Raw genomic sequence first — 22,196 nt, forward strand, 5'->3', positions numbered from 1 at the left:
GGTCCAGTGTCTGACAGTGCGGGTGGTCGCCGCCGTAACTGGCGACATCGCGAAAATCGTAGAAGCACTGCGTTTTTATCGAAGCGGGTGAGTCACGAGGACCACGATCTCATAGTTGCCTACGCGAAGAGCTTGGACGTTTCAGTCGCCGCTCTCCTTGATCCCGCTATACAAGAACTTCTCAGCAGGGCTCGTGTTCATTTCGCGCAAACTTCAGTTGAGCGCGCTGATCATCAGGATTCCAATTGAGCGACCCGTAAGAGGGCCGCACCGAATTGCTGTGGTGTTCCTCGGCTAGCGACGGCCCTTGGAGATGGCGTCGGTTATTCGGTCTGAGAGTGCTTGATCGCCCAGAAGTTCTTCGACTAGCGCGGCGAGTACTTCTTGTCCGGTAACTCGCGCGAGGCCGAGCTTGTCTGCGGCGCTGCGCTGCCAGTTGTCGAGGCCACGGTGGGCGATAGGAGAGAGATCGACGGTACGGCGGACGTTTTTCTGGCGCACGACAGGGGTTGTGGGCGCAGGTGTCGACGGTGCGGCGCTTTCCTCCGGGAGCTGGCTGGCCTGCCGTGCCTGCGGCGGCTTTTGCCGCAGTCGTTCAGCGTTTGCTCTGATCTTGTCTGCGGCGGCGCTCACGTGACTGTCCCTCTGATCTGATTCCCGTACTTCAGCATGTCAGTATTTCAGTACGGTTCGCATCGCCGCCCACCAACTCGGCCGCGATGTCGCCATACGCGGTGGCCGCGGCGTTGATAATTGGAAGTCCGAATGCCTGTGCGTAGCGTTCCAGGCGGCCGACTGTGGGGCCCAGAACACGTACTCCGTCGTCGATTAGCATTTGGCGGTACACCTCGGTACTCGCGGCACGGGGAACAGTGCGGGTCAGCACGACGGCTAGCTGAGGCGGGTCAGCTGGAGACAAGGTGGCGGCGTCTTCGACTACTTCCCGGATTGCCGCTAGTCGTGCGTACTCCATCCCGGTCGGCGCCAGCGGCACCAGGACGTGGGTTGCGAGCCGGATGGCAGATGCGACCACTCCGCGACGTTCCGTCATCGGCGGTGTATCGATCACCACGGCGTCGTAGCGTTCGCCGACGATTCCCGGCAACTTTCGGTGCAAGTCGGTCACAGGCATCCCGATTACGGGCAGGGACCACGCCCCGACATCTGACCATGTGAGCAGAGATTCGTTCTCCCCGTCGGCGTCGACACCCAGTACGGACAGTCCAGTTTCGGTCATTGCGTGCATGACAAATGCGGCGGTCGTTGTTTTGGTTGATCCGCCTTTGAGGTTGGCCACAACAAGTGTGAGCGGAGGTGACATGGGGTCGATTCGTTAGTAGCGGAATGCCTTTCATTCAGCGATCACTATAGAAACGCCAGCGCCACTGGGGCCAGCGCCACAAGCAACTTCGACCAGAATCAGTAAGTCAGTATCTACTGAAATACGGAGTGTTCTGTTAGTTTGTTGCTATGGAGAATGACTTGGCGACGGTGGTTGCGTTCGTTGCGCAAGTTCGATTGAACTGCCGCACTCTGCTGGCCAACCCGTTCAACGCAGCGGCTGGCGAGGCCCTCGCCGATCTCATGTTGGAGGTTGCTCCGCTAGCCGATGAAGCACTCGGACGCATCACAGCCGCGGCTGTCGACGAAGGCGCCGGAGCGACAGGCCTCCTGGAGGGTTTGGCCGCAGCCAGTCCACAGCGGACTGCGTTGAGCCGTATGTACTGACCTACTGTCCTACTAACTTACTGACTACTTCGCAGTGAAGTTTCCTATCAGTGCCTACGAGGGGTCACGGGACCGAGTGAGAAGGGCGATTGCCGCCGAAGCCCCCAGTCCTCGACCTGGCACCGTTGAACCCATCGGTCGCACCTGGGGGTAAAGCGCCAGAAAGGACTTTCGCTAGCCGCGAAGCGCCCTGGCGGTTCAGTGCCTTGCGGCTCTCTACGCTCCGTCAGTCCGATGCACGTAGCCATCTCGCGCGGCTCGTCGTTCGTCGCTGAATTCGTCGGTGTTGAACTCCGTGGCTAGCAGGGTGTAGCCGCCATCGACGTCATCTGGGCGCGAAGACGTCGGCACAGACGGCGCTGACCCGCTTTCACCACCTTCGCCCGTCACGCGTTTCAGGGTAGACGCGGTCGGTCCGCCGCCCGGTGTTGTCACACGCGCCCGTCACAGTTCCATTCGGATGCGTCCCTCGCACCCATGAATCATGTCCGTGCTAATCCGGTCTGACACAGGTCGGGTGTTCCTCGGGCCTAATTGGTAGCGCAGTTGTCGTCGCCGCTTGTGTGGCGGGCCTGAGGGTTATGCGACCTTCCGTGCCTGGTCAGTTTGCGCCTCGTCGAGGTAGGCCATAAAGGGCGCGTATCTCGTCTTCGCCGAACGTGCGACCGGCGGCAATGTCGGCTTCCGATTTCATCAGCAATTCGCGAAGACGCCCAACGTCAACGGATGTATCATCGAAGGGCCAGTCGTCGAGATCACCAGTGGGCCAGTCGTCCTCGGGAGACGGCTCATGGCAATCATCCGGCACACCACGGTCGGGCCTCTGACGTAGCGGTGGGTGGTGGGAGACCCAATTACCTCGGGTATCGCTGTTCTCTTCCGTCACCTTCCGAGGATAGGTCAGATCGGTCGCTTCCACGCGGGTAGCCAACCCACCATATCGGCGACCCGCTTGCAGCCACGGTCAAGGGCCGAGCAAGATGTTCCGATACGCGAGTGAGCGTGCAGAGCCATCCGGGTCCTCCACCTAGGACGGATTGTCTGAATTCAGTCATTTTGGACACGGCGATGCATAGTCCGTTAAATTGCTCGATTTGCCTATGCTGTTCCATGAGCTGAGGAAACGTCACATGGCAAGTTGGCTGTCCTGGTGGCCTCGTGTCAGCTTCTCGCCTACCGTCGTGTTCATGACGACGGGGTTTCGGCGGCCCCACCGGGCCGAGGTGGGCGTCGCGGCAACAGCCCTGGTGCTCGCTGCTGCTGCATTGGTGATCACCGGCCTGGCGCTGGTGCGCCCCATCGCCCCCGTCCAGCACGCGGTCAATGTCGTCGAGCCCCGGCCGGCCACCTACAGCAGCACCGAAATCGCGGCTGCGAAGAACGCCACGTGTTCGGCGTGGGATCAGGCGGCCCGGACCATCACCTCGGCCGGAAAACAGCGCGCATCAATCGCTGCAACGACGGGCAGATCCAGTCCGGAAACCGACGAAGCGCGAACGGTCGAAAAGCGTACGACGGCCACTCAGATGACCTTTCTCCGAACACAACTCAGCCCGGCGACACCGAGCGATATCCGCAAACCCGTCTCGGACTGGATGGCATCTCAGATTGACGCCATGCACGGAGTCAACGTGAGGGACTGGGATGCGTCTAATGCGGCCATCACGCGCGGCAACGATCTCGTCGACGTGATCGACGCGAAATGCGGGCTCTCCTGATGCCCGCCACTGGAGGGTCAGCGGGCTCGTATGGGCGGTTGATCGTCACACCGGACATGGAACCGCCCGACGCTTCGCACTGGGACGCCCAGGAGCAGGCCTACAGGGCCGGCGCGACGACGTGGGACGGCATCCACCAGAAGATCGTCGTCGACAACGCGGCGTTCCGCGATGCCGCCGATTCTCGGGGCTTCGACGAGGCGCACCGGGCAGGTGCGGTGTTGGCCGAGGAGGCCAAGACGATCGCCGAGTGGCACGACAAGGTGGCCAACAAGTGCGCCGACATCGCCACCGTGTTGCGTGACACACGTGCCGGTCAGGAGCAGCTGATCCGGGAGGCTGATCCCAAGATCGCCGCGGCGGAGCTGCCCGGCGAAGCGGAAGCGCTCGTGGCTCAGTATCACGGCATCGCCAGGTATCAGACCGAGGCAGGCGTGGCGGCCGCTATGGCCGCGCACACCTCATTCAAGACAAGCAGCGAAAACGTGAGAGCCCTAGACCTTTTGACGAGATGGGGCGATGTCCCTGCCAGCCCACCCGTACAACCCCTGGATAATCCGTCACCGGGAATCGAGCAAGTAGACAACCCTAAGAAGACACCGCTTCAGGACGCTGAAGACATCCCCAAGAGGACGCCCCTTCAAGAGGGGAGTGACGCTCCAGCGACACCAGACGCGCCAACAGACAAAGCCGGTACCTCCGTCACGCAACCGGGGGTGTCCCCTGGCGTCGACGCGGGGACGGGCAAAGCGGGTGTTGGCGATGAGGGACTCGCGGCGTCGAGTCCGGTCACTCAGCCGGGGATGACTCCTGCGCCGCGGCCGGCGGCGGCGTCGCCGCTCGGCGGCGGTGCGCCGTCAATGGGCGGGTTGGGCAGTGGTGGCGGTGGGTTGGGTTCCGGTGGCGGGATTCCGAAGATTCCCGGTGGTCTGGGAAGCGGCGGTATGTCGGGGGCGGGCTTTAATCCGCTGAGTAGCGGTTTGGGTCAAATGCCCGGCGCCGGAAGCGGATTGTTGACTGCTGGCGGCGTTCGGGGATCATCTACGGGCGCGGAATCATCCGTGTCGCCGTTGTCTGCGTTCAATCAGGGAGCGGCGGCGACGGCGGGCATGGGCGGCGGGATACCGCCTGCGCCGCCGCCGGCTCCGGCGAGTCCATCGTCGGCCCTGTCAGCGGGCGGTGGTGTGCATGCGGCACCGGCCGCGGCCGCCCCCGGCGGGGGCGTCTCGCCGGCCGCCGCGCAGCCCGGTGCGGTGGCCCCGGCTGCCCCTGCTGCCGCGCCCACCGGTGCGGGTGTGGGGGCCGGTGGGGGTGCGCCGATGATGCTGCCGCCCGGTTCGATGGGGCCGCCAGCCGCGGCCGTTCCACCGGCTGCGCCGACCATGCCGGCGGGCACTGTGGGCTCGACGAACGCTCCGGCGGCGCCCGTCGCCCCGTCCGGAGCGGGTGCGGCGGCGAGCCCGACACTGATCCCGGCCAGCGTCGTTGCTGCGGGCCAGCTTGCGGCCGCCCAGGAGCGCCGCGAGTCGGCCGACGCGGCGGCCGCCAAGGAGTTGGCGTACAAGCTTCAGCACGCGGCTCAAGAGATCGAGTACCCGATTGAATGGGCGGTAGGAGTCTTCCGCTCACCGAGCGGCACGGAAACCGTCACCACCTCCAACGACGGAGCAAGCTACATCCCGGCGGGTGTGTTCATTCCGCGCTCCGTGCGGGTGCTGTCCACAGATCCGTTGGTGGACGACCATTTTCGGCAACTCTGGTTCGGGTGGGGCGACCCGGCGCGGGTGCTCATCGAGTACGCGAAGCTGCGAGCGGAAACGGGCTGGCGGCTGGTCGCGGCCGCGACGACGAGCGTGGTGAACGTGCTGCGGGATGCCGGAATTGAACACCCGCCCTCCTGCACGCGCCAGACCAACCCGTGGCGGCAGGAGGGCGTCGAGATCCCCGCACCGGTCTTGGACGACATGCACGAGCACCGCCTGGCGGCGCTGTGGCCTGACGTGTACCCACGGCTGCTGCGCGTCATGACGGCCGACCCGATCTTTCAAGACCGCATCGTTCAGGGGGTGAGCGCATCGCTGGTCCATTTGGCGACCACTCAGGCTCAGGCGCTCGACGACGGCATCCACGACGCGATTCGCCGGGTCTGGATGGCCAGGGGCGCTGACCGCGAACCCACGGTGCAGCAGTGGGCGGAATACGACGCCGAAGCCAAGAGCTTCAACGCCACCACGTCGATCTTCCGGCCGGGGTTCGTCAACGGCTCCATCGCCGATCCTGCCGACACCCTGCAGGAGCGGGTCCTGTACCGAGCACATTGGCTGGTAGCGCGTACCGCCGAACACATCGGCGGGTGGGCCCGGCGCCCGCTGCCGCTGCCCGACATGTGTTACGCCGCGGCCGCTACCGGGGCACTCCCTCACCTGCGCGACGTGATCGTCAAGGCTCTGGTCAGCGTTGAAGAGGACCTCCAATACGAGGCTCCTCGATGACGACGCAAACCAGAGGACGTGGACGGCGCAGCCTGGAGGGTCGAGCTGAAGCGCTGGCCACGCCGAGTTGGCCAACACCATCTACCAAGCATCGCTGTGGGTGCGCGAGTTTCACGTGCCCACTGGGGACGGTCGCTGGGGTGACGCCTCGGCACCACCGAGCTATCCGCTGCTCGGGTACGCCGAGCGGCTGGAGACGATCGGTGCAACGCTGAAGATGTTGTGCGCGAACGCGTCTTTGTCCACGCCGGTCTGAGTTAGGATCGCACGACGCTGAAGGCACCGCCGCAGATCTGGATACCGGGGCGTGACCCCGATTGGCGAGAGGCCGACTACACCGAGGGCGGCCGATACCTTCTCTTCACCCGGCCAAGCGCTCCCAATTGCGATATCGTTACTGCGCAACAGCATTGGCGCGCCGCGCTCTCCGCACCGTCGGTGCTCGAACACCATCTTGGGGTACAGCAGCTCGCTATATTCGCGGAGCAGGCCGAGTGACTGTTCGACATCGCCCATGACACGATTCGTGCGGCGTCGACGGCGGCCGGTGCCGCGGCCGTCTGATGACGCGCGGCCTTGACGTCCAAGATGACGGAGTCCGTGCCCGGCGTGACCGCGCGATAGGAAGTCTTCGACCTGCCTGTGGTCGTTCGGTCCGACCTGGATACCCATCGTGCCCGTCGGGATCATCCTTTGTGTCCTGACTACCCCGTGAATCGCAAGGACGCGAGGGGAGCAGCGGCATCGCGCGACGGCACGACCCCCGTGCGAAACCGCGCGGCGCGACGACGACATCCGCGCGGGAGACCGAAGCCAGTCGGTCTCTACGCGATACTCAGACGGGTAACGCGCCGGCCAGGAGCCGTCGGGCTCGGCGGATCGCAGTAGAGAGAGGTGGAGCGTGATGTGGGTAGGTGCCTCGTGCAATCAGGGACGAAGCGCTGGAGTCTGCGGCTGATGCGCATCACTCGTTTGCGGGTCCAGAATTTCCGCAATCTGGCCAATCTGGATCTGGCGTTGGTTCCCGGCACGGTGATCGTGGGCGAGAACCGGGCCGGCAAGTCGAACCTCATGCACGCAGTGCGGCTGGTACTTGATCCGCAAATGTCCTACGCCGATCAGCAGCTTACTCGCGAGGACTTCTGGGACGGACTGTCTGACGGCAGTGCGGACTGGAATCCGATGGTCGCCGGTGAGGTCATCGAAGTATCGCTCGACCTGGAGGACTTCACCGACGACGAACGTCTGGTGGCGGCCCTGGCCGACGCGTTGCTCCCTGTGGACCCGATGAGAGCGCGGCTGACTTATCGCTTCGCGCCGATTGACGCTGGTGGTGTCGGCGCGGGCCCGACCACGCCGCCGCGGTACCGCGGGCAGCTGTGGGGCGGCGCGCTCGCGGACGGCAAGGCGGTATCGGCGGCGGCACGCAGTTACATCTACTTGCACACCATGGGGGCGCTGCGCGACGTCGAAGAGGACATCCGCAGCTGGCGACGGTCCCCGCTGCGGGCGTTGCTGGAACGGGCCTCCCGTAACACCGATGAGTCCGAATTGGTCGCGGTGCGAGAAGCCTTGAAGTCGGCCAACGACAGCCTCAACGGGCTGCCGGAGATCACCGCGCTGAGTGTGGCGATCTCGACGCGGCTGACCGAGATGATCGGCCCCGCACAGGCCATGGAGACCGAATTGGCGGTGGCACCAGATGATCCGGTCCGCATCATCCGGTCCATGCGACTGTTCGTCGAGGGCGACGCCCACCGGCACCTCGCCAGTGCCAGCCTCGGCACGTTGAACGTGCTGTACCTGGCGTTGCTGGAACTGGGGTTGCAGGGCCGGATGGCCGACTCCGACATCGCCCACGTCGTGGTGGCCATTGAGGAACCCGAGGCACACCTGCATCCACATCTGCAGCGTCTGATTTTCCGGCGGCTGCTCGCACAGGCCGGTGCCACCCAGACGGTGATGGTCACCACGCAATCGCCCCACGTCGCCAGCGTCGCCGATCCGCGCAGCCTGGTGGTGTTGCGCACCGACGAAACCGCGCGTGCCACCACTGCGTGCACCGCGCACGACGCGGCACTAGACGCCGACGAGTGGGCCGACATCGGCCGCTACCTGGACGCCACCCGCGCCGAGATGGTCTTCGCGCGGGCGGTGCTGCTCGTCGAGGGCTTCGCCGAGGAGGTGATGGTGCCCGTTTTGGCTGCGCAGCTGAAATTGGACCTTGACAAGCTCGGCATCACGGTGTGCGCCATCCACGGCACCCACTTCGGATCGTATGTCGCGTTCTGCGAAGCGCTAGGTATCCGCTGGGCCGTGTTAACCGACGGCGATCCCGGCGCCACGCCTACTGGGGCTGCACGCGCCGCCGCATTGGTCGCCGAGCTGGGCCGCGAGGGTGATCCGGTGACAAATGGGATCTTTCTTGGGGACACCACCTTTGAGTACGACATGGTGGGCCTGGCGGCAAATAAGCGGACCTGCTATGACACGTTGAAGGGGCTGTGTAAGGCACCGTCGCAGAAGGTCATTGAGGGCTGGGATACGGAGGAGCCCGGACACGACGACTTCATGAAGATCGTGACCAACGCTGGAGGCAAGGGCCGCTATGCCCAACGCCTCGCCCTCGCAGCTGTGCAACCGCCGCCCTACGTCGCCGCGGCCTTGACCTACCTCGCTGCACCGTGAAGCCGCTGTCGGCGTCGGTCGACGAACTGCGCGACAACCCCGAGCAGTGGGCGGCGCTGACCACGGTCGGGCACTGCGTCGTGTTGGCGCCGCCGGGCAGCGGAAAGACCAAGCTGCTCACCACCCGCGTCGCGCTCGACCTGACCAACGCCATCCCCGACCCGCAAGGCGCGGCGTGCGTCACCATGACCAACCCGGCGGCCGGCGAACTCCGCGATCGGCTGCGCGGGCTCAGCGTCGAGCGCCGCGGCGCCGCGTTCGTCGGCACCGTGCACAGTTTCGTGCTCAACCGCATCGTGTTGCCCTTCGCCGGATACGCCCGACGCCCCGAACTCGCGCGGATGTCCATCGCCACCGACGCGCAGCGCAAACGCGCCCTCAACGATGCGATCACCGCCGCCGGACCCGCCGATCGGCGGCTGATCCGCTCGACCGTAGAGCACCACTTCAAACGGCTCTCCTCACCCGAGGCGTGGGCCCGATCCGGGGCCGCGATCGTCGCCGCCGGCGAGGGGTACCGTCAGCGTCTGCACGCCTTCGACTTGATCGACTTCGACGAGATTATCGAAGTCGGCGTGCAGTTCGTCGAAGCCCACCCGCTCATCCGCCGGGTCCTGTCGGCCCAGTACCCCAACATCTACGTCGACGAGTACCAGGATCTGGCGCCCGGCCTGGACCGCGTCGTGCGGTCCCTGTGCCTCGGCGACGGCGCCGGGTCGCAGCTGTTCGCTGTCGGAGACCCCGACCAGGCCGTCTACGCGTTCACCGGTACCCGCCCCGAGCTGCTGATTGAGCTGTCCCAGCGGCCTGACGTCACCCCGATCACTTTGCGCCGCAACTACCGGTGCGGGGAGGAGATCATCCGCATCGCCCGCGGCGTGAAGCACGGCGCCGCACCGGTCGACGCGCATCGCGGCGGCGGCGCGGTCACCCTCGACAAGTGCCCCGGCGGGTTCGCGGACCAGTGTGCCCACGCCGCCCATCGCGTGACGGTCATCCGCCGGGCCGGGACACCGCTGCACCAGATCGCGGTCATCGCCAGCACCAACGACCTGTGCCTGACCGTGGTCCAGGCGCTGGCCGATGTCGGAATTCCCGCGTTCTTCCGCAACACCAACGATTACCGTCACACCAGCGCCACCGTCCTCGTCGAGGGCTGCGCGGCTTGGGCCTGCAGCGGCCGCGAAACCAGCGACTACCGGCTCGGATCGCTGCTGCGCCAGTGGCGATCGCTGTACGGTTCCGGCCGCGACCGCGAGCATGACGCTCGGCTTACCGCCCTGCTGCTGAGCTATCGCGACCGCGGCGACGCGCCCGCGCGCCGCTTCCTCGACGACGTGCTTGCCACCGGCCTGGACGCGGTGCTGCAGCGACCCGAACTCGGCGACGACGCGGTGCAGATCGCGGCGATGCGTACCGCACTAACCACCGGGGGACTGTCCGGGCTGACCGCTGCGGGGCTGGCCGAGCGCGCCCGAAAGACCGGCCGCGTGGAGGTCACCACCATGACGTCAAGCAAGGGCCTGGAATTCGACGTGGTGTTCATCCTGGGGCTCGACGAGGATCGCATTCCGTTCTTCGCCGCCACGACCCCCGCCGAACTCGCCGAGGAGCGACGCAAATTCTACGTCTCCCTGACCCGCGCCCGCGACGAAGTGCACCTCTACTACTCCGGATTCGTTGAGGTCAACTGGGGCGTCAATCGCAAAGGGGCGAGCCGTTTCCTGCGCGAGATCGGCATGCTCTAACCCCTAGCCCTGAGACCCGGAGCTCAGGTCGGCTCACCTTATGCGGAGTACTCGGCGGTGATGGCCTTCATCCGCCAGCGCTCTGTAGCGCGTCCGGTCGCACCGGTCTGCCGTTGGGCGAGCCGGTACAGCATGGCGGATGACGCACGGCCAACATGCCTGCGCCGGTGAGCCGATGAGCCGGTCGGCACCGCGTACCCGCCGGCGGCTCCGGCTACAGTCGGCGCACCCTTACAGCCCTGCGCATCCCCTCAACCATCAACTTGTTGTCCCGAGTGTTAAAATGGGCCTTCGGTCGGTAGGCGTAGCGGTACTCGTAGTGGTACTCCTCCTGCTTCCACTTCGAGCCGTCCGTCATTTCGACGATTGTGTTGCCGTCCCAGCCGGTCCACGCACCTTCAAGAGTGTACTTTTGCTCCATTAAGCCATCTCCTCGCGGTCAAACTGACATGCGTCACGATCGCACGGCCCGCCGACACTCAGCCGGTCAAGCGCGAACGGCTCTCGGATAGACGTCGGCTGACACTGATGCGGCTGCCTACTCGGGCGAGCTAAACGACGCGGGGGCGGCCCCCTTGGGTGGCGCTCGGTGAGCCTACTGACCCCAAAGCCCCTGGTCACTTCCATGCATCGCTGCCACCGGCCGCGCCGTCGATGCGCCGGCATTTCAGATGTATCGAATTCAGGATGACCGGCTGGCGGAGCACTGGGAATTCGCCGACTTCGCCACGCTGTTGCGGCAGTTGGACTCAGCAATCCGGTAGCACGTTGACCCCTGTATGTCCTTACGCGACTGCCTCCTCTCAAGCCGTTGACGCTTCGATCTAGTCGTCGATGCCGGCGCCCAGTGTGTGCTCCGGGTTGTCGAGTTCCGGTTGAGACTTCCGCCATCCCAAGGCGAGGTGGCGGCGATGGGCCGCGCGCGCGGCGCGCGCCGCGCCGTCGTACTGGGTGAGCACGTGCCGCCACGATTCGCCGAGGTGGGTGCGGCCGAGGCGGTCGGCCAGGGCGACCGCGGGCACCGGCTCCAGCAGCGGGTCCGTGGGCTCGGTGGGCGCGACGGTGAGGGTCGTGTGCCAGGGTAGGGATTGGGAGAGCAGCCGCACCGCCGACTCGCTGGGCCCGCGGGTGGTCCGGGGGTACAGGAGGATCACGCGGGCGTCCGCGGTCGCGGCGTGGCGTGCGATGTCGACGAGCTGGTCCGGCTCGGCGGCCGCGGGGTCGTCGATGACCACGATGGCTCCCGGCGGTAACGCCCAATGGTGGTTGCCGACTTGCTGATGAGCATGGGTGACCGTGGTGATGGTGTCGGCGAGTTCGGCGTCGCGGGCGGCTGCCGACGCGGTGTCGGTTGCAGAGAGCCAGAGCACCTTGCGGTCGGCGGCGTTCGCTGTGCTGCGCAGTGTGTAGAGCGCCGCGGCGGTGTCACGGTCAGTGACGTCGGCTGCCACGACACTGAGCCGGAACGGTTGTGCGGCCAGGGCTTTGAGCTGATCCGCGGTGTACGGCTCATGTGCGGCCACGGCGGCCGCGGGAATGTCCAGGGGTGTGCGGGTGAGGTTGACGTCGCCGGCCACTTGCAGCAGCGCCACCTCGGCACGCGCCGATTCCAGCAGCTGCTCCAGCGTCTCGGAGGTCGCGGTTTGGGCAGTGGCGAAGGCGGTGGCGACATCGCGCTCCGCGCGTCCGAGTTCGCGGCGCAGTTCCTGGCGGCGGTCGCGCAGCTGCGCACGGGCGGCCAGGTCCTCGCGCTCGGCGTCGCCGCGCGTGGCCTGGATGTCGTGTTCGGTGACGATCTCAGCACCGCCCGCGGCCGCGGTGCGCGCGGCCTGCGCGTCGGCCAGGGCCTGCTGGAACCGCAGAGCCGGCGGCTGCTCGGGTAGCAGGCCGGTGTAGAAGGTGACGTCTTGACGGGCTGAGATGAGGTCGAGTTCGTCGGCGTCGGGGTCGGCCCGCAGAAGGTCGAGCCGGTGACGGGCGTGGTCGACCATGCGCAGCATGTCGTTGTAGGCGGCGTCGGCGTCGGCCCACTGCTCGATGACCGCGGCCAGGGCGAGGGCGTGCGGCCGATCGGCGTCGACCTGGTGGCGCATCCGGAGCAGCTCGTCGGCCGCTGCGCGCATGGCCGGACCGTTTCCGGCGCGAATGTCCGCGCTGAGTTTTTTCAGCTTGTCGCTGACGTCGCGGTATTCCTGTTGCAATTCATTGACCAATTCCATGGTGATGCCCAAATCCGGTGCGGGGCGATTTGCTGTGAAATCCTCGAATTGCAGTCCTTCGAATTCATCTGGCCCGTGTTCGAGCCAGTCGTCGGGGGCCGCGGTGTCGAAGTAGTCGTCGAACGGTGACGGTTCCTCGAGGTCGGGGTAGGGGCTGTCCGGGTCGGGCGGGAACAGCGCTTCCTCGTCGGGGTGCGGTGGTGCCTCCTCGGGGGTGGGAAGGTCGGCGTCGTCGATGCCGAACCGCGCGTGCAGTCGGTGGGTGAAGGCGTCGACGGTGTAGGTGATCAGCCGTGCGTAGTCGCCGGGGGGGATGGGGTGGTCGGCGTCGGCGGCGTCGGCGAGATGCTCGGCGGCGACGTGGAGGAGATCGCGCGGTGTCCACTTGCTCGGGTCGGCGGCGCTGATGGCGGCGACCAGCCCCGGCCAGGCCGGATCGGAGGTGATGGTCTCGGTCAGCGCCGACCCGAACACCGCGTCGACGTCGACGATCCAGGCGGGCCGCAGACGTGAGTGGGTGGTGGCCAGCGTGGCGGTCGGGGAGAGGGCTCCGGCGATGCGCCACCACAGTGCTGCGGCGGGCAGCTCGTCGGGCAGCGGTCCCTGACGCGCGGCGGTGGTGATGATCTGCCGCAGGTCGGGGGTGGTGCGCGTGGCCTGGGCGAGCTGGGCGGCCAGCTGCGGCCAGTAGGCATCCGAGCGCACTCGTGGGTCGATCGCGTCGATGACTTCGTTCCAGCGCGTTGTGTCGGCACTGCGCCGTTCGATATCGGCAGCGGCGTAGCGCTGCAGGGTGCCCTGCACGGCGCGGGTCCGCACGGGGTACTGCCGCGCTCCGGTGAGACGGGTGTCGGCGTCCTCCACCCCCACCGCGGCCCGGAACACGGCGATTTCGGCCGTAAGGGCGGGGTTCACGGTGATCAGGGGCCGCGCCCACGCGGGGGCGGTGCCGTTGGTCCAGGCCCGTGCACGCTCGCGGATCTGGTCAGCCAGGCCCTCGACCAGCTGCTCGCGCCGGGCCAGGTAGGCACCCCAGGTCGGGTCGTCGGCCAGTGCCTGCGGGACGGCGGGAAGCCAGCGCAGCACACCGATGCCGGCGGAGTGTGTGCCGGCGGGGTCGATGCGGTGATCGAGGACCGCGGCGGGATCGGCGGCGTCATCTACGCTGCCCTTGGCCAGCGCCTCGACCAGCAGCGCGCGGGGATCGGCACCCCCGAGCGCCAGCACCGACAGGTTGCGGCGCAGCACGGGCCAGGCGTCGCGCTCGCTCAGACGGGGGATCACCTCGTCGGCGATGGCGTCCAACCGGTCGCGCGCCCCGGCGCCCAGCTGGCTTTCCGCGGCCACGCCGAGGGCGTCGTAGAACATGTCGGCGGCGGCCTGCAGCCGGGCCGCGGGGTCTTCGGCGCGGCGGGCTTCGGTGGTGGCCGACACCTGGGCGCCGTCGCGGGCCAGCGTGCGGGTCAGGACGTCGACGGCGGTGTCGGGGTGGGTGGCCTTGGGGGACAGCAGCCGGTGCGGATCGCCTTCGGCGGTCGACAGGTACAGGTGGTTCTCGTCGGTCGCACGGGTCATCGCGACGTAGAGGTGCTGGCGGGTAAGCATGTCCGAGCCCACGATGTGGCAGGTGCCCGTGGTGTCGCGCCCACCGGCGGTCAAGCCCTGGGCGGAGTCGATGGTGGCCGCGTAGCCGAGCGTGACGTGTTCGGCGATGTAGTCGGCGGGCAGCGTCACGATGTGGCCGCTGCGCAGCTGGCGGGCTTTCACGCCGCCTTCGGCGAGGATCTCGGTGATGGTGTAGCGGTAGCCGTTGCGCACGAAGTCGTTGCGCCCGATGCGAATCCACCGCGCGTTCTTGCGGGTGCGGATGGTGTCTCCGACGCTGGCGTGCAGCTGGTCGGCCAGCACCACGGTGGCCGCCCGCGCGGCCTCGGGATCGGCGGCCAACCGGTCGTCACGAGCGCGGGCGTTGAGCGCGTTGATGACGTCGTTGGTGGGGGCGAGCAGGATGCTGTCGGCGCCGGCGGCGAGGTCGGCGCGCCACGCCCGGTAGGCCATGTCGGCGGCGGTCTCGTCGGTTCCGACGTGCACGCGGTGGTGGTCGATGTAGAAGCCGATGCCCGCCGGATCGGCGTCGTGCAGCGCGAGCCCGGCGGCGGCTTCTGCCGGTGACTTGAACCGCACTACCTCACTGAGGGTCAACGCGTCGGTGGCCTCGGCGATGTCGCGCAGGACACCGCCGGCCGAGATGGACGACAGCTGGCCGTCGTCACCGACTAGGCGCACGCTGGCGCCCTTGCGCAGCGCGTCGGTGATCATCGCGTCCAGGCCTGTGGTGGCGGCCTTTCCGGCCTCGTCGACGACGATGAGCGTGTCAGGCCCTACCTCGTCGAACCAGTCGGGAACACCGAAGGCTGCGGCCTTGTCCGGGTCGGCGGAGAAGACGTACTTGTCGAGGGTGTCGGTGGTGGCTCCGAGGTCCTGCCCGAGCACGATCGCCGCGTCGGCGGTGGGGGCCAAACCGATGACGTGGCCGCCCGAGCTGCGCCACGCGTGGGCCAGGGCGGCCATGGCGGTGGTCTTGCCCGTTCCGGCGGGCGCCAGCGCGAGTGCGACACGGCGCCCCGAGGTCGCCATCTCCGACACCAGGGCGGTCTGGCCGGGGTTGAGTGTGCGCCCGCGTGCCGCCGAATCCGCGAGCGCCAGTTCCACATCGGCGGGCGTGGCGGCGCGGCCGTCCCAGCGGTGCACCGCGTCCAGAATGCGGCGCTCGGCGGCCAGTGTTTCGCGGTTGGTGTAGAGCTGCACGCCGTGGCGGGAATAGACGCTGGCGCCGTCGCGGCGACGCAATGCGACAGGCTCATCGAGCTCGGCGTCGGCGACCCGCGCGTGCGGCAACGAGAAGCCGTCCCCGAGAGCGATTTCGGTGAGACGGTCGACCAGTGCGACATCGTGCCCCACCCCGTGGTTGCGTGCGATGCGCAGCGCCTCGGCGCGCACGTGATGCGGCTGCCAGGTGGACCGTGATTCCGACACCGTGGCGATGAGTTCGCCAGCACGCGACACGATCCATTCCCGGTCGACGACGGGTGCGCTCCGGGAGCGGTGGGGACCGGCCAGAACACCGGCCAGCATGGTGTGCACGCCATCGCGCCCCAGGACCTCCACGGCCTGCGTGCGCCACACGTGGCGCTGCTCGGCCAGCGAGCGCGGCTCGTGCTTGGCTTCACGCGATTCCAGTGTCGCCTGTTGGGCCAGCGCGATGATCTCGGTGTTGGTCGGTTCGCGTCCGTGAGCGGCCTGAAACGCCTTGGCCAATTCGGCGGTACGCGCCTCGATCGCCACGCGCCGGCTCGACCACCGCGCCATCAACTCCGCCGACATTCCGTCGACTTCGCGGACCGGTCGTTTTCCCCGCCCGCGGGACTGCTCGACGAACGCCACCCCGAGGCGCTCGATCATGTGCGCTTCGAGCCGAGTGTTGTACAACTCCGAGGCCGCCACCGTCACCCGGTGCAGCGGCTGACCGTCCAGCGCGAGCCACCGGCGCACGCCGTTGGCGTCCACGTAGGAGACCTTGTTGGAGATCGCCACGTGGGTGTGCAGATCGGGATCACCGGCACGCGAATCGCGATGGGTGAACGCCGCCGCGATCAGGCCCTCGGTATCGACCTGGGCGATACCCCCTGCGCCCGTGCGGGTGAACGTGGCTTGATCCTGCAGCCACTCCAGCACGTCGGCCACCGCGGCGTCGTGGGCTGCTTCGATCTGTTCGGACACCGACAGCGGGGCGATGGCCCACAGCGCCGACACCGATTTCACCGGTGAGAACGTCAGGTCGTAGCCGGCGACGGCGGTGGTGGCCGCGCGCGTATTGCGGGCGATGAATCCCGACAGTTCCCGATCGTCGGACGGTAGGCGGCCGTACTCCTCGGAGAACAGTTCCAACGCCACACGGGTGCGGATCTGCGCGCGGATCTCGGGGTCGATCGCGGCGTTCCAGTGCGCGCCGGTGTCGGCGTTGTGGTCGCGGAACGCCACCGCCAGTCGTCGGGCGAACTCGGGTTCGCCGTCGACGACGCGGAACTTTCGGCCGAGGCGACCGGCGGCCCGTTCGGGGCCCGCTCCGCGCCCGTTGGCGTAGGTGGAGATGGCATCGGCGTTGGGGTGCAACCCCACCCCGTAGAGGTTGCGCATCTGCGCTTCGCTGACACCCGACCCCTCATCGACTGTCCAAAGCTCCTCGCGGGCTTGCGGACTCACCTCGCAGCGCCCGGTGTCCGACAGTGCGGCCAGGCCGCGGCCCATCCATCGGCCCGGTGACTCGCCCTTGGCCGAGTAGTAGTCGGCCAGCGTGGAGCGGCCCCGCTCGGTGCTGTCGGCGGCAGCGACCTGCCGCACCAGGTACAGGTATCCGTCCCCGGCGGTCAGCTTGTGCAGCGTCATCACCATGACGCGCACGCACGGGTCCGCATGGGCCGCACGCTACGAACCGCACGCCCGGCGAAGCCACCACCAAACCGGGGGTTCTTAGAAAACTCTTAGACGGGAGCTTTTCCTGAGTGCAAGAGGTGTGTGCTTCGTCGGTGGGCTGTAAACGGGGGTGCGAGGAGGGGGGCTTGCTGTGGGTGCGGCGGTTGGCGGGTGAGGCGAGGTCACGGTGGGTTGAGGGTGGCGACGGTGAAGCGACAGGAGAGCGGCGGGAGGGTGGCGGAAACATTGGTGGACGACGAATGTGGCTGTGGTGGTGGCCTGCTCGGCCCGAACGCTTCTAGGGTCCTCGACCATGACGGCAGCGAGATCATCCAGGGCGGAGGCCCGGCGCCGGGCCGTGGAAGCGGCTCGGCGCGCCAACGAGGAGCGTGCGGCACGCGACAGGGCGAACATCAAGGACGCCACGATCCTGCTGCACGCGCTCGACAAACTCGACGCGATCGGCGAGTGGAAGAAGGCCCGGCGCGCGGAGCTGCGCGCGCAGGCCGACGCGCAGCTGGAGCGCGAAGAGGCCAAGCGGGTGGGCGACGAGCGAACGGCGGCTGGCGCGGCGATCGAACGGATGCGTGAGCGGGGTGAGACGCTGACGACGATCGCGACCAATCACGGTGTTGCTATCGGAGCCGTGCGCGCGATGGCACGGCGCGCGCCGCAGGCGGGAAAGCCGCTGCCGCGGAACGGTTCGCATGCACTAGGTGCCGATGGTCCTGCAACCGGTGAGGCGGCGGCGGGTGCCGCGGTCGGCCCGGACACGGGCGAGCCGCCGGCCGGAGCGGCCTCCGCGTGACAGTTCTCCGGCTCCGCCGATGGCAGGCGCGGCAGACCGTGAACCCGACAGCGAGCGCGCGTTCGGTGCTGTGCTGCGGCGTCGCACTGCAGCACAGCGGTCGCGGCCGTCGCGGTGGCGCTGCGGTTGATTGGGTTTCGCGCCCTCCCGCATGCCTGAAGGGCTCGCGGGTCGTCGCGCCGCCGTGCCGCACTCGCCGGCCCGCGACCGCGCCGACACCGGTGGGGTCTGCCGGGGCTTTCGGCGGAGTGCGGCGCACGATGGTGCGGGCCGCGTCGAACGTCGGTGTCGGCGGTTAGGTTCACCGACTATGAGGAGTGCGGGGGAGCTGACCGTGGATCGGCGGGTGCACGCCTCGGAGATCGCGCGCTTTCACCGGCATGTGGTGTGCGGTCCCGCGGTGTCGGACTGCGACATCTGGACCGGTGCCATCGGCGCCGATGGCTACGGCCGGTTCTACCTCACCCGAGCGGGGTCGGGGCTGTGCGTGCGGCCGCATCGCTACGCGTTGGCGATCGTGTCCGGGGTGGTGCCCGCGGGCGTCCTCGGTCTGCACGAATGCGACAACCCGGTGTGCGTCAAGATCGCTGATGCAACAGACCCACACCAGCACGTCGTTTCGGGGTCCCAGGGCGACAACATGGAGCGCATGGCGCGGATGCGGCGCGGCGGCGGTCGATATGCGCTGCGACGCATCGACAGTCGTGGCGTACGGCGTGAACGGTCGGTGGCGCTGCGCGAGGCCGTGCGCCACGGTTGGGATGCCGCTGCGGTGCAAGCCGCGCTGTTGGGTGATCAACCCACGCTGTGGTGAATCCGCAAAGCGGTGTCGCATCGCCCGATGACGGGGCCAGAGGATGCGCGTCGGCGGGCGACGTGGAGTGTTGCCTGTGGCCGCTTAGCCGCGCTGCAGGAGCGTCGCGTCGCATGGCGGGGCCACGGTGGTGGCGTCGAACCACACGGGCACGGCCGCGATGCCGGCGGTGCGGGCCCAGCAGATGCGGTGCTGGCCGATCGTTTCGCGCTCGCCCTGGCCGTTGACGTACACGCGCAGCGAGTCGCTGTAGCTCAGCAGCGCCAGCGCCAGCGCCGGCGATCCGCCGGGTCGAGCGACGCGAACGACCGGTGACTGCGTGCCGCGCTGGCGATGGTCGCGGTGTCGGCGCTGACGGGGAACGGCTCGAGGAAGGCCGTGACGGCGGGCAGCGCGACGGTCCAGTCTCCCGAGTGGACGTCGCAGCTGCGGCGGCGCACGGCGATGTCCTCGCGAGCGAACAGCGCGCGGTAGCCGTCCCGGCCAGGGTGGTGTCCGAGGGTGCGGATGACAACCTCAAGAGCGAGGGGGCAGTTGGACCGTGTGCCGTCCGGATGGGGCCGCTCGCCCATGGTGTGCGGGTAGGGCAGCTCGGCCACGCTGGTGAGGTAGTACGGCATCGGTTAGGACGCGAGGGCGTGCGTGGTCCCGACTGTGGCGAAGACGGCCCGTAGGTCACGGCGCGCCCCGAGTTCGGTGTAGGGCTCGATGGTGGCCACGCCGACGACGCGGCTGCCCCTGGGCGAGTGAGATCAGTTCGTACGCCGCGTGGGCGGCGCTGAGCTGAGTGGGGCGGTGGTAGTAGTCCGACAGCACCAGGTACGCGTGCAGAGCGGCCTGGGCGGCTTCTGGGGTGTCGTGCGGGGTGCTCACGTCGCGGCCGCCCTCGTCGATGGTCAGCGTGTAAATGGGGGCTCCTTCAGTGAGTGTCGGTCGTGGGTGCGGCGGGGGTCTCGTCGTCGGGCGAGATGACGATGGTCGCGACCTGTGCGGCTCCGAGGTCGGCACCGGACAGGACCGCGTACACGCCGCTGCCTTGGTCGACGATCCGGTCGTCGGGCTGCGCGGCTGCGATGTGGTCACGCGCGGCGGCGTAGGCGTTCTCTGCGGTGGCGTGGTCGAACGACTCCCACAACGGCATGGCGTCGGGCTCGTGCGGGTCGGCGATGGTGGTGGTGTGGGTCATGGTTGGCGTTCCCGTCAGGCGGCCGCGTGCACCGGCAGTGACTTGATGCGGTCGGGCCGGAAACCCGACCAGTGGTCGTTTCTGGCCACCACCACGGGGGCTTGCAGATAGCCGAGGGCCATCACGAAGTCGCGGGCTTCGGGGTTGGTGCTGATGTCGACGACCTCGTAGGAGATGCCCTGCTTGTCGAGCGCCTTGTAGGTGGCGTTGCACTGAGCGCAGGCGGGCTTGGTGTAGACGGTGACGGTGGCTGCGGTGGTCATTTCAACTCCTGAATTCGCGAGTTTTTTGGGGTGCTGATGTACCTTTTATATTAATTGCGGACAGGCAATTTGGCAACGGATATAGCCATATTCCACGCATGCAATTATGGCGGCTATCTGCGGTTATGTTTCGGGCCGATAATGGCACTAGGAAATCCCTTGAAGTCGCACTAGGAAGCATTTCCGCCATTCCATTTTCTCGGCGTCTTTTCATCCCGGCGACACCGAAGTGGCCCCGCGGAGCGCTACTCCACGGGGCCACTTGGGCGGGGCCGCTAGTCCTCTGTGCAAGCCTGCCGGTACACGCTGTCGGCTTTGCGCTTTCCGAGGATCACCTGCTCGATGTCGCTGAGCGGGTAGCCGTTCTCCTCCAGGAACCGCAGGTAGCTCTTGGTGATGTCCTGGGGTCCTCGCCAGGCGTCCTTGCCGGTGCGGGCTTCGATGGTCGCGAGCACCATCCCGAGCATGATCACCAGCGCGCGGGCATCGCCGGTGGCGGAGAGTTTGGCGACCGCCATCTTGGGCGTCTCGTTGTCGGACAGGCCGAGCAGCTCGGGAGCGAGTTTCTGGCCGTGGTAGTCGTTGAACAGATCTGCCCGATTCACCAACGCATCCGCGAGATACATGGCCGCCCCCTTCGGGGCGGTCTTTCGGGCCAGCAGCTTGTCGCGCACCCATTCCCGGCGCACCACCGCGGCCGCTTCGCCCAGCTTGTTCAATGCGATCAGCTTGCGACGTTCGGCGCGTTCCTTCTCTGCCGCTTCCTCGCGAGCCCGTTCCCGCGCGATGGCGCCATCGGGGTCGTTCGCGTTGGCGAGCTGGTCGAGGTCGACGCCGTGCTGGCGGGCCAGCCAGTCCGGCATGGTGACACCGGCACCGGCCAGATCCGTGCAGAAGTACTTCGGCTCGAACACCGTCCCCTCGCGGACCGTGCAGAAGTGCCGCAGGCCCTCGCCGGGTTCGAGGTCCGGGTCGTCCTCGGTGTCGAAGTCGATCTCGTACTCGTCGACGACCGTGCCGGTGTCGGCGTCCACGTAGACTTCGGCGATTTCGAGCCAGACCGCCCAGTGGCGGGGTTCCATTGCGGCAATGGCCTCGTCGGTCAGAGGGGCCCCGGAGGCGTCCTTGAGGTTCTGCGCCGAAATATGGGCCTTGTCGTACCAACCGGGACGATTGTCGAGAACCGTGTACCCCTTCGCGGCGTACCCTTCGGCAGCTTCGGCGTAGCGGGCGCGTTCCTCGCGGTCGGCGCGCAGTTGGGCGACACGGTGCGCGAACTGGTCGGTGCCGGCGACCTTGATCAGCTCGGCCTGGGCCTCGTCGTCACCGTCGAACTCCACGAAGCTGGTGGCTTCGATCAGGTTGAGCTGCCCGGTATCCAGAGCGCTCATCGCCTTCTCGGATTCGATGGCCACCTTAGCTGCGGCGACCGCCTCCTTGGTGGTGGACAGTCCCTTGGCCACCTTCGTCGGTGACACCCCGTCGAGCAGCAGCTGGTTGATCCCACGGGCCCGCTCGGCGTCGGTGAGGGGCAGGCGGCGGTCGTTGGTGACGATCTGCTCGATGACGCGCTGGGCGCGAACGGCGGTCTCGGTGCCATCGACGGTGCGAACGTACACCGGCACCGAGGTCAACCCGGCCTGGCGGGCGGCCTGGATGCGGCGCTGTCCCTCGCGCACAAGGGGGTTGTCATGACCGTCGATCCGCACCGCAAGCACGGGAACCATGACTCCGTGCTCCTCGATGGAGGCCAGGAAGTCGCGGTCCAAACGGGGGTCCAGGCGAACGTTCTCTTCGATCTCAATGTCGTTGGGCGACAGGTGAAGCAGCTCGGGGGTGGCGATGGTGGTCATCGGGGGTTCCTTTCTCGGATTGTCGAACGTGTTGCCTATAGGCTACGCCGCGTGTAGCCTATAGGCAACACCATTTGAAAGCGAGAAGGGTCGATTCCCGATGAGCACAAGCCTCGACCAGCTCCCCGGCATCACCGAGACTGACCGCGGCACAACAGTTGTGATGAGCTACGGCATGGGCGTGGACTCCACCGTTATGGTGACAC

General features: G+C 67.4%; 18 protein-coding genes. 7 read left to right on the forward strand and 11 right to left on the reverse strand.

The window, feature by feature from the left end; genetic code table 11:
• Window positions 1-294: 294 nt before the first annotated feature.
• The 3 genes from FZ046_RS27885 to FZ046_RS28165 form a co-directional block, all read right to left on the reverse strand.
• Complete coding sequence (locus FZ046_RS27885) at window positions 295-633, reverse strand: hypothetical protein (protein ID WP_083298612.1); 339 nt, start codon at window positions 631-633, stop codon at window positions 295-297.
• A 31-nt stretch (window positions 634-664) separates the two neighbouring features.
• Window positions 665-1,321, reverse strand: coding sequence for a nucleotide-binding protein (locus FZ046_RS13670; protein ID WP_070356239.1), 657 nt, complete (start codon window positions 1,319-1,321; stop codon window positions 665-667).
• A 1,008-nt stretch (window positions 1,322-2,329) separates the two neighbouring features.
• The gene (locus FZ046_RS28165; RefSeq protein WP_281288462.1) at window positions 2,330-2,614 is read right to left on the reverse strand and encodes a hypothetical protein; all 285 of its coding nucleotides are present in this window, start codon (window positions 2,612-2,614) and stop codon (window positions 2,330-2,332) included.
• Window positions 2,615-2,858: 244 nt separating this feature from the next.
• Here FZ046_RS28165 and FZ046_RS13680 point away from each other — a divergent pair, with 244 nt between their 5' ends.
• Complete coding sequence (locus FZ046_RS13680; protein WP_083298614.1) at window positions 2,859-3,446, forward strand: hypothetical protein; 588 nt, start codon at window positions 2,859-2,861, stop codon at window positions 3,444-3,446.
• Window positions 3,446-5,938: an EspK C-terminal domain-containing protein gene (locus tag FZ046_RS13685; RefSeq protein WP_149484260.1), complete on the forward strand. Its 2,493-nt coding sequence runs from the start codon at window positions 3,446-3,448 to the stop codon at window positions 5,936-5,938. Before FZ046_RS13680 ends, FZ046_RS13685 begins: the two co-directional genes overlap by 1 nt.
• 162 nt (window positions 5,939-6,100) lie before the next feature.
• Here FZ046_RS13685 and FZ046_RS27420 read toward each other — a convergent pair whose 3' ends face one another.
• Entirely contained in the window at window positions 6,101-6,454 is a 354-nt protein-coding gene (locus FZ046_RS27420; RefSeq protein WP_070355883.1) for a hypothetical protein, read from the reverse strand.
• 441 nt (window positions 6,455-6,895) lie between these two features.
• Between FZ046_RS27420 and FZ046_RS13695 the strand changes: the two genes are divergently transcribed.
• Both FZ046_RS13695 and FZ046_RS13700 read left to right on the forward strand, forming a co-directional pair.
• The gene (locus FZ046_RS13695; RefSeq protein ID WP_070355882.1) at window positions 6,896-8,626 is read left to right on the forward strand and encodes an ATP-dependent nuclease; all 1,731 of its coding nucleotides are present in this window, start codon (window positions 6,896-6,898) and stop codon (window positions 8,624-8,626) included.
• A complete protein-coding gene (locus tag FZ046_RS13700) occupies window positions 8,623-10,374 on the forward strand; it encodes an ATP-dependent helicase (protein ID WP_070355881.1) in 1,752 nt (583 codons plus the stop codon). The genes FZ046_RS13695 and FZ046_RS13700 overlap by 4 nt, the downstream gene beginning before the upstream one ends.
• Window positions 10,375-10,588: 214 nt before the next feature.
• Here the strand turns inward: FZ046_RS13700 and FZ046_RS13705 are convergent, their stop codons facing one another.
• Window positions 10,589-10,795 carry a hypothetical protein gene (locus tag FZ046_RS13705; protein WP_070355880.1) on the reverse strand — a complete coding sequence of 69 codons (207 nt, stop codon included), beginning with the start codon at window positions 10,793-10,795 and terminating at the stop codon, window positions 10,589-10,591.
• A gap of 250 nt (window positions 10,796-11,045) precedes the next feature.
• On the opposite strand from FZ046_RS13705, the gene FZ046_RS28320 reads away from it, so the two are divergent.
• Window positions 11,046-11,138: a hypothetical protein gene (locus tag FZ046_RS28320; protein ID WP_083298553.1), complete on the forward strand. Its 93-nt coding sequence runs from the start codon at window positions 11,046-11,048 to the stop codon at window positions 11,136-11,138.
• A 60-nt stretch (window positions 11,139-11,198) separates the two neighbouring features.
• On the opposite strand, the gene mobF is transcribed toward FZ046_RS28320, so the two are convergent.
• Entirely contained in the window at window positions 11,199-17,045 is a 5,847-nt protein-coding gene (mobF, locus tag FZ046_RS13715) for a MobF family relaxase (protein WP_070355879.1), read from the reverse strand.
• Between the two features lie 334 nt (window positions 17,046-17,379).
• Here mobF and FZ046_RS13720 point away from each other — a divergent pair, with 334 nt between their 5' ends.
• Complete coding sequence (locus FZ046_RS13720) at window positions 17,380-17,874, forward strand: hypothetical protein (protein WP_070355878.1); 495 nt, start codon at window positions 17,380-17,382, stop codon at window positions 17,872-17,874.
• A gap of 310 nt (window positions 17,875-18,184) precedes the next feature.
• The gene (locus FZ046_RS13725) at window positions 18,185-18,688 is read left to right on the forward strand and encodes a hypothetical protein (RefSeq protein WP_070355877.1); all 504 of its coding nucleotides are present in this window, start codon (window positions 18,185-18,187) and stop codon (window positions 18,686-18,688) included.
• Window positions 18,689-18,772: 84 nt separating this feature from the next.
• Here FZ046_RS13725 and FZ046_RS27425 read toward each other — a convergent pair whose 3' ends face one another.
• The 5 genes from FZ046_RS27425 to FZ046_RS13750 form a co-directional block, all read right to left on the reverse strand.
• Window positions 18,773-18,922, reverse strand: coding sequence for a hypothetical protein (locus FZ046_RS27425; RefSeq protein ID WP_170292435.1), 150 nt, complete (start codon window positions 18,920-18,922; stop codon window positions 18,773-18,775).
• Between the two features lie 20 nt (window positions 18,923-18,942).
• Entirely contained in the window at window positions 18,943-19,308 is a 366-nt protein-coding gene (locus FZ046_RS13730; RefSeq protein ID WP_070355876.1) for a hypothetical protein, read from the reverse strand.
• Window positions 19,309-19,607: 299 nt separating this feature from the next.
• Window positions 19,608-19,874 (reverse strand): hypothetical protein, encoded by a 267-nt coding sequence (locus FZ046_RS13740; RefSeq protein WP_070355875.1) that lies wholly within the window; start codon window positions 19,872-19,874, stop codon window positions 19,608-19,610.
• A gap of 14 nt (window positions 19,875-19,888) precedes the next feature.
• A complete protein-coding gene (gene nrdH / locus FZ046_RS13745) occupies window positions 19,889-20,137 on the reverse strand; it encodes a glutaredoxin-like protein NrdH (RefSeq protein ID WP_070355874.1) in 249 nt (82 codons plus the stop codon).
• Between the two features lie 275 nt (window positions 20,138-20,412).
• The gene (locus FZ046_RS13750) at window positions 20,413-21,990 is read right to left on the reverse strand and encodes a ParB/RepB/Spo0J family partition protein (RefSeq protein ID WP_070355873.1); all 1,578 of its coding nucleotides are present in this window, start codon (window positions 21,988-21,990) and stop codon (window positions 20,413-20,415) included.
• Window positions 21,991-22,196 lie beyond the last annotated feature (206 nt).

The organism is Mycolicibacterium grossiae, assembly GCF_008329645.1.
GTDB classification, from domain to species: domain Bacteria; phylum Actinomycetota; class Actinomycetes; order Mycobacteriales; family Mycobacteriaceae; genus Mycobacterium; species Mycobacterium grossiae.